The following is a 6,985-nucleotide window of genomic DNA, read 5'->3' on the forward strand; positions in this document are numbered from 1 at the left end:
ATCACTCAGCCGGGGCGCGGGCCGTACTCGGGCAGCCCCAGCCCTGAGCACCTCCACTCCCGTCGAGCACACCCGCCCCCGTTCCCTCAGGTGAATCGGAAAGCGGCCACTCTTATGTGTGAAGGGGCTGCCCGCAGGTCCCACGTCTGTGCGTGCGAAAACTAGTTTCGTCGCCGGAGGTGACCGAACGATGGCGGCCTGTGCGATCGAGTCCGCGGCGTCCGAGAACGAAAGGGCCACGCGGGCAGGGTGCGTGATCACCGTCGACGGGGCCTACGCGGCCCGGCTGGCCCGCAGCGGCGAGTCCTGGTTCCCGGAGCGCTGGACGCTGGACGGCCCTGAGCCCTATGCCGTGCCCCTGCCGGGCAACCAGCCGGAGGAGCCCGGCACGGAGGTGCTGCCGATGGCGGACGGGCGGGTGCTCATCCACCGGTTCACCGACGGGCGGCACGCGTTCTCCCTGCTGTACCCGACGGGTCCCGGGACGGGCGAGGTACCGCTCGGCGCGGTGGAGTGCCCCGAGCCGGGCACGGGGCTGCGGCTGCTGCCACCCGCACGGGGCGGCACACGGGCGTACGCCCTTGCCGTGGGCCGGGGTTCGACGGCCGTGTGGCTGGTGGCGGGCGGCGCCTTCGGGCCCGAGCATCTCGCGGAGATCCCGGGCCGCTGCTCGGGCGGGGTCTGGCTGGGCGGCGGGGACCGGCTGCTCGCGCTGGACCGGGAGTCGCAGGGCAGGACCAAGACGGTGGTGGTCGATCTGGAGCGCGGGGGTGAGGTGTCGCCGCTGCTGCAGATCTCCGAGGAGAGCAACGACCGGCTGCTGCTCGCGGACGCGGACAGCGGGCTGCTCCTGATCCGCTCGGACGCGCCCTCTCCCGGGCAGGAGCGACTTGGCTGGGGTGTGCTGGGGAGCACGCTGCCGGTCCGGTTCCCGGAGTGCCTTCAGCCGGCCGGCTGCACGGTCACGCCGTTCGCGATCCAGCCGGGTCTGGTGCTGACGCCGGAGAGCTGCGGGGTCGCGCTGCGGATCGACGGCGATGGCGGCTCGGGCTCTGGCTCTGGCAGCTGGCTCGGAGTGTGGCGCCCGACGGAACGCTTTCTCCACCAGCTCCCTCCACCCGAGGGCTGGCTGACCGGCTCCGGCCGGTGGACCAGGGACGGGGTACTTCAACTGCCTTACGCGACAGGGGCGGTGCCGTGCGGGGTGGCGCGGGTCGAGGCATCCACCGGGGTGGGGGCGGGCGCGGGGGCCCGGACCCGTACGGCGTCGGTCACGGGCTTCCCGGAGCCGGAGTCGGAGCCTGGGGTGGCCCGCCCGGTACCGCTCCAACAGGCACCGCTGACGGCACGTGCGGTCGCAACGGTCGCAAGCGCCTTCGCGGGCCGCCGGGCGGCGCAGGCGGCGGGGAGGAGACGGGCGGCGGACGGGGCGCCTTACCCGGTTCCGGAACGGGCACCGCAACGGGCACCGCAACGGGCACCGGAGCGGGCTCCGGAGCGGCCGTTGGATCTGGCGCCGGACTGGACGCCGGACCGGACGCCGGATCAGGCTCAGGGGATCGCTGGGGGCGGGGCTCCGGATGCAGTTCCGGAGGGAGGGCGGGGCGCGGCTGCGGGCGTCGCGCGCGGCGGGGCGCCGTACGGAAGTCCGGGCAGGATCCCCGACCGGACTCCGGAGGGGGACCGAAGCGCGGCTCCGGGCCCAGCCCACCGCGAGGCTCAGGGCAGGGCCCCCGCCCCGGCGCCGAGGGAAGACCGCGGCGCGGCTTCCGACGGGGCCCGCGGCACGGCTCCGGGCCTGGCCCGCCGTGAGGCACTCGGCGAGGCACCGGATGGAAGCCGTAGCAAGACGGCCGACGAGACCCGGGGCAGAGCCCCCGACCCGACGCCAGAGGAAGGCCGCGGCGCGGCTTCCGACGGGACCCGCGGCACAGCTCCAGGCCTGGCCCGCCGTGAGGCTCCGGGCAGAGCACGCCGCGATACACCGGAAGGAAGCCGTAGCAGGACGGCCGACGAGGCCACGGGCAGGACCCCCGACCCGGCGCCGGAGGGAGGTCACGGCGGCGCTCCCGACGGGACCCGTGGCACGGCTCCGGGTCTCACCCGCCGCGAGGCACCCGGCGGGGCACCCTGCGAGGCTTCGGGCGGAACTGCCGCCAGGGCTCCCGAAGGAGACCGGGGCAGGACGCCTTACGGAGCCCCCGGCGGGGCTCATGAGGAAGGTCGAGGCGTGGGTCCAGACCTAGCCCGCAGCAGGACACCGGACGAGGCCCCGGGCCTGACTCCTGGCAGGACGCCGGAGGAAAGTCGGAACAGGGCGCCGGGCGTCGCTGATGTCTCTGGGCCGGACAGGGACACGGACAGGGTCACGGCCAGGACTCCCGAGGGAGGCCGGGGTGCGGCTCCGGGCCCAGCCCTCGGCGGGACACCGGACGAAGCCCTGAGCGGGACGCCCGAAGGAAGTCCGGGCGGGGCGACGGGCCTGGCCCGCGGCAGGACGCCGGACGGAGCCCCGGACGGCGCCCCGGACGGGGCTCCCGACTGGGCGCCGGACGAGGCCCTGCACGGGGGTACCGGTTCTGGCCTCGCTTGCGGCTTCGGGCTCATCCCTGGTCCTGGTCCTGGCCCCGACTGCGGGCTCAGCCCGGGGCTGAGCCCTGGCCCAGGCTCTGGGCTCAGCCCCGCCCCCGGTCCCGATCCCACTTTCAGCCCCCGCTCCGGTCCCGGGCCCGGGACCACCCTCTCCCCCGGCCCCGTCAGCACCCCGAGCACACCCAGCACACTCAACAACTCGCCCAACTCGCCCAACTCATCCAATGCACAACGCATCAGCGCTCCCCCGATCCCCGGTGGCGTCCGCCCCCCTCCCCCCGAGCCGGTGCAGCCGCTGCGTGTCGAGCGGGTCAGTAGTGAGGCGCCGGCGGACCTCCGGGCGCTCCGGGTGGGCGCCGGGGGCGCCCCGGCTCTCAGTGCCCTCAAAGTGACCACCGAGTAGCCCCGCCCACCCTCAGGCCGGTCACACCCGACCGTTAGAATCTCCGGCGCTGTACCGAAGGATCTTGCTGACGGGGTGAATTAGAGATGAGCGAAACGAACACCATGGAGACGGCGGCCACCGACCTGCGGGGGACGTCGGCGCAGGCCGGTGACGACGGTGGCCAGGGCCGGCACCGGGGGCCCGTCTCCGCACAGGAGGACGGGGCGATCCCCCATGGCCGGCACCGCAGGCCGGCCGAGCACCACGACACAGGGGCCTGACCACACCTCGGGCCGCGACACGACACGGCCCCGTCCGACACTCGTCGGGCGGGGCCGTTCCGCATGGGGGCGCAGGGTTCCCGCTCACTCGTGCTTCAAGCCCAGTACCTCCGCCGCCGCGAACGTCTCCCCCGGCGGCCGGTCCGCGTAGTGCGGAGTGAGCAGCGCGTCCAGTTCGTCGTAGGTGAACGCGTCCTGCTTGGTGTCGAACTTCGCCGCCACCCGCGGCCGTTCGACGACGGCGACCATCCCACCGTGCACGACGAGCAGCTGGCCATTGACGCGTGCCGCGGCCGGCGAGGCCAAATAGCCGACGAGCGGGGCAACATGCTCAGGTGCGAGCGGATCGAGCTGGTCGCGCCGCACCCCGGCATCCTGATCCTGTCCCTCCCCAGGCTCCAGGAAGCCCGCGAAGACGTCCGCCGTCATACGGGTCCGGGCGCGCGGGCAGATCACGTTCGCCGTGACGCCGTACTTGGACAGCGCCAGCGCCGTCGAGGTCGTCAGCCCGACGATCCCGCCCTTCGCCGCGGCGTAGTTGGGCTGTCCCGCGGAGCCCGCGAGGAACGCCTCCGAGGAGGTGTTCACGATCCGCCCGTACACGGGCGCGTCCGCCGCCTTGGACCGTGCCCGCCAGTGCGCGGACGCGAAGTGGGTGGTGTTGAAGTGGCCCTTCAGATGGACGCGGATCACCGAGTCCCACTCGTCCTCGGACATGGAGAAGACCATCCGGTCCCGCAGGATGCCCGCGTTGTTGACGAGGATGTCCAGCTGCCCGAACTCCGCGATCGTCAACTCCACCAGTTCCCGGGCCTGTTCGTGGTCGGCCACATCTCCGGTGTGCACGACCGCGCGACCGCCCGCCGCCCGGATCTCCGCGGCGACCTCCTCGGCGGGCCCGGCCGACGCGTCGCCGGAACCGTCCCGGCCGGACTGTCCGTAGTCGTTGACGACGACAGCGGCCCCCAGTCGGGCGAGTTCCAGCGCCTCCGCCCGGCCGAGCCCGCGCCCGGCCCCCGTGACAACAGCGGCCCGCCCCTCAAGCGGCAGAAGCGGCAGACCAGGCAGACGTGGCAGTGACATGGAAGTCCCTTCGGCTCGACCGGCCGTGACCGGAGGTTCGGGGCAGCGGCAGTCTCAGATCTCGATGCACGTGCGCAGCGAAACCCCCGTACGCATCTGGTCGAGCGCCTCGTTGATGTCAACGAGCGGCACCCGGTGCGTGATCAGACCCTCCAGGTCGATGCGCCCGGCACGCCACAGCGCGATGGTCCGCTCGTAGGACCGCAGGACGTCCCCTCCGCCGTACATGGACGGCAGGATCCGCTTCTCGTCGAAGAACAGCTCGAACATGTTGAGCTGCAGGAAGTCGTCCATGGCGCCCGCGCCGACGACGACCAGGGTGCCGCCGCGGCGGGTGTTCTCGTACGCCGTGCGGGCGGTGGCGGAGCGGCCGACGACCTCGAAGACGTAGTCGAAGCCCTCGCCCGCGGTCACCGACTGCTTGGCGTCGGGGAGTTCGTCGGGCGAGACGGCTTTGGTGGCGCCGAATTTCAGCGCGGCCTCGCGGCGCGAGAGGACGGGGTCGACGGCGACGATCTCCGCGGCGCCCCGGAGCCGGGCGCCCTGGATCGCGGAGACGCCGACGCCTCCGCAGCCGATGACGGCGACCGACGAACCGGCCTCCACATCAGCGGTGTTGAGGGCGGCCCCAAGTCCCGTGGTGACGCCGCAGCCGATGAGGGCGGCGATGTCGAAGGGCACGTCGTCCGGGATCGGCACGGCGCAACCCGCGTCGACGACGACCTCCTCGGTGAAGGTCCCGGTGCCCGCGAAGCCGAACACATCGCCGCCGGGGCGCTTGAAGTTGGGTGTGCCGGCGTTCATGAACCCGGCGAGACACAGCTCGGTCTGGCCGCGCTTGCAGGCGGGACACGCGCCGCACGCGGGCAGCCAGCAGACGACGACCCGGTCGCCGGCCTTGACGTTCGTGACGCCCTCGCCGACCTCCAGGATCTCGCCGGCTCCCTCGTGGCCCGGGATGAACGGCGCGGGCTGCGGCAGCACCCCGGCCATCGCTGAGAGGTCCGAGTGGCACAGGCCGGTGGCCCGCACCCGGATCCGCACCCGGCCCGGTCCGAAGCCCGTCGCCTCGACGTCGTCGAATATCTCCAGCTTGTCCTGGCCGATCTCGTGCAGTACGGCTGCGCGCATGGTGCGGCTCCCCTCGGAAACGTACGGACGACTCAGCTGTGCTCCTGCGCTCCCGTGCTCCACCGGCCACCAGCCACCTGCCACCAGCCACCGGTGGACCGGTGGACCGGTCGGTCACCGGGAACTCGCTCAGGTGTGTTCGACGACGGTGTCGGTGAGGACGGGTGCGTCGTCGCGTTCGGCCGCGCCCACCGTCACCCGGACCCGGCCGTCCTCCTCCCACATGTGGACGCGCAGGGTCTCCCCCGGGTACACGACCCCGGCGAAGCGCGTGGCGCAGGAGCGGACCCGGGTGACATCGCCGCCGAGCACGGTGTCCACGACCGCTTTCAGCGTCATCCCGTACGTGCACAGCCCGTGCAGGATCGGGCGCTCGAAGCCGGCGAGTTTGGCGAACTCGGGGTCGGCGTGCAGCGGGTTCCAGTCGCCGGAGAGCCGGTACAGGAGCGCCTGGTCCTCGCGGATCGGGCGCTCGACCGTCCGGTCCGGCGCGCCCGTCGGTGGTTCGGGGCGGGTGGATGGGCCCCGGTCGCCGCCGAACCCGCCTTCGCCGCGTACGAAGATCTGGGCGTCGTTGGTCCAGAGCGGGCCGTCCGCGTCGGCGACTTCGGTACGTACGACGAGGATGGCGGCCTTGCCCTTGTCCCACACGGCGGCGATCCGGGCGGTGGCGACCGCCTCGCCCGCGACCGGGATCGGCCGGTGCAGCGTGACGGTCTGGCCGCCGTGCAGGACGTGCGCGAGGTCGACGTCGACGCCCGGCATCGAGAGGCCGCCGATCACGCCCGGGGAGCCCGCGCCCGCGACGGTGGCGAAGCTCGGCAGGACGTGCAGTCCGGACTCCAGGGTGTAGCGCAGTTCGTCGGGGTCGGTCGCGGGGGTGTCCCTGTCGGGGTTCGCGCCGGCGCCGAGGCCGAGGTGGTAGAGCTGGACGTCCTTGTGACCCCAGGCGATCCCGGCGGACCGGGGCTCGGCCGCGAGGGCCTGGGCAACGTCGATGGGCATGGGGCTCCTATCTGCCGCGCGGAGAACACGGGAAAGGACGTGAGGACGCGGGCGGATGCGGGCGGACAGGGGCGGACACGGCAAGACACGGGAAGACCTCGGTGCGGCCGTCCGCACCGTCGGCCGCACCGAGGTCGACTCCGGGCCGGGGAACCTGGAACCCGCCCGTCCTAGAACGCGTTCCAGTACCGGCGATCCCCTGTATAGCCGAGCCCCGGGCACATGTGAAGACTCCTGACGCCATGTCAGATGGCGGTGGGCGGCGCGCACCCTCCCGGGCCCCGGCAGTGACATTTGTCCTGCCCGAGTCCGTACATGCGCATCTGCCGCGCCCCACCCGCCGCTCCGTAGCGTCGTCCCCATGACCAAGACGGGGACGAGCACAGGGACGACGAGTACGAGTGCGGGGACAACTAGGAGTTGTCTTCAAATGTCACGCCCACATCAGGAGCGAGGCGAGTGTGACGGCTGCTTGGTAGGACTCGGCGGTCTTGTCGTAGCGGGTCGC

At 73.0% G+C, this 6,985-nt stretch carries 4 protein-coding genes and 1 pseudogene; 2 read left to right on the top strand and 3 right to left on the bottom strand.

The genetic code is table 11. The features are described from left to right. Positions 1–190: 190 nt before the first annotated feature. Together ACH4DZ_RS18970 and ACH4DZ_RS18975 are read left to right on the top strand one after the other, a co-directional pair. Positions 191–1,342, top strand: a pseudogene (locus tag ACH4DZ_RS18970) (hypothetical protein); the annotation flags it as partial. Positions 1,343–3,081: 1,739 nt separating this feature from the next. Continuing rightward, positions 3,082–3,258, top strand: a complete 177-nt coding sequence (locus ACH4DZ_RS18975; protein WP_398288291.1) for a hypothetical protein — start codon at positions 3,082–3,084, stop codon at positions 3,256–3,258. 84 nt (positions 3,259–3,342) lie between these two features. Here ACH4DZ_RS18975 and ACH4DZ_RS18980 read toward each other — a convergent pair whose 3' ends face one another. The 3 genes from ACH4DZ_RS18980 to ACH4DZ_RS18990 form a co-directional block, all read right to left on the bottom strand. Next, positions 3,343–4,341, bottom strand: coding sequence for a 3-oxoacyl-ACP reductase (locus ACH4DZ_RS18980; protein ID WP_398288292.1), 999 nt, complete (start codon positions 4,339–4,341; stop codon positions 3,343–3,345). Positions 4,342–4,395: 54 nt separating this feature from the next. Next, positions 4,396–5,472 (bottom strand): Zn-dependent alcohol dehydrogenase, encoded by a 1,077-nt coding sequence (locus ACH4DZ_RS18985; protein ID WP_398288293.1) that lies wholly within the window; start codon positions 5,470–5,472, stop codon positions 4,396–4,398. A gap of 129 nt (positions 5,473–5,601) precedes the next feature. After that, entirely contained in the window at positions 5,602–6,477 is an 876-nt protein-coding gene (locus tag ACH4DZ_RS18990) for a MaoC/PaaZ C-terminal domain-containing protein (RefSeq protein ID WP_398288294.1), read from the bottom strand. Positions 6,478–6,985: the final 508 nt, after the last annotated feature.

The sequence above is a fragment of the Streptomyces sp. NPDC017991 genome (assembly GCF_044328075.1).
Lineage (GTDB): Bacteria > Actinomycetota > Actinomycetes > Streptomycetales > Streptomycetaceae > Streptomyces.

Bases quoted from the DNA above. Each gene is read 5' to 3' on its own strand.
- ACH4DZ_RS18975 (WP_398288291.1), top strand. From the start codon at position 3,082: ATGAGCGAAACGAACACCATGGAGACGGCGGCCACCGACCTGCGGGGG.
- ACH4DZ_RS18980 (WP_398288292.1), bottom strand. From the start codon at position 4,341: ATGTCACTGCCACGTCTGCCTGGTCTGCCGCTTCTGCCGCTTGAGGGG.
- ACH4DZ_RS18985 (WP_398288293.1), bottom strand. From the start codon at position 5,472: ATGCGCGCAGCCGTACTGCACGAGATCGGCCAGGACAAGCTGGAGATA.
- ACH4DZ_RS18990 (WP_398288294.1), bottom strand. From the start codon at position 6,477: ATGCCCATCGACGTTGCCCAGGCCCTCGCGGCCGAGCCCCGGTCCGCC.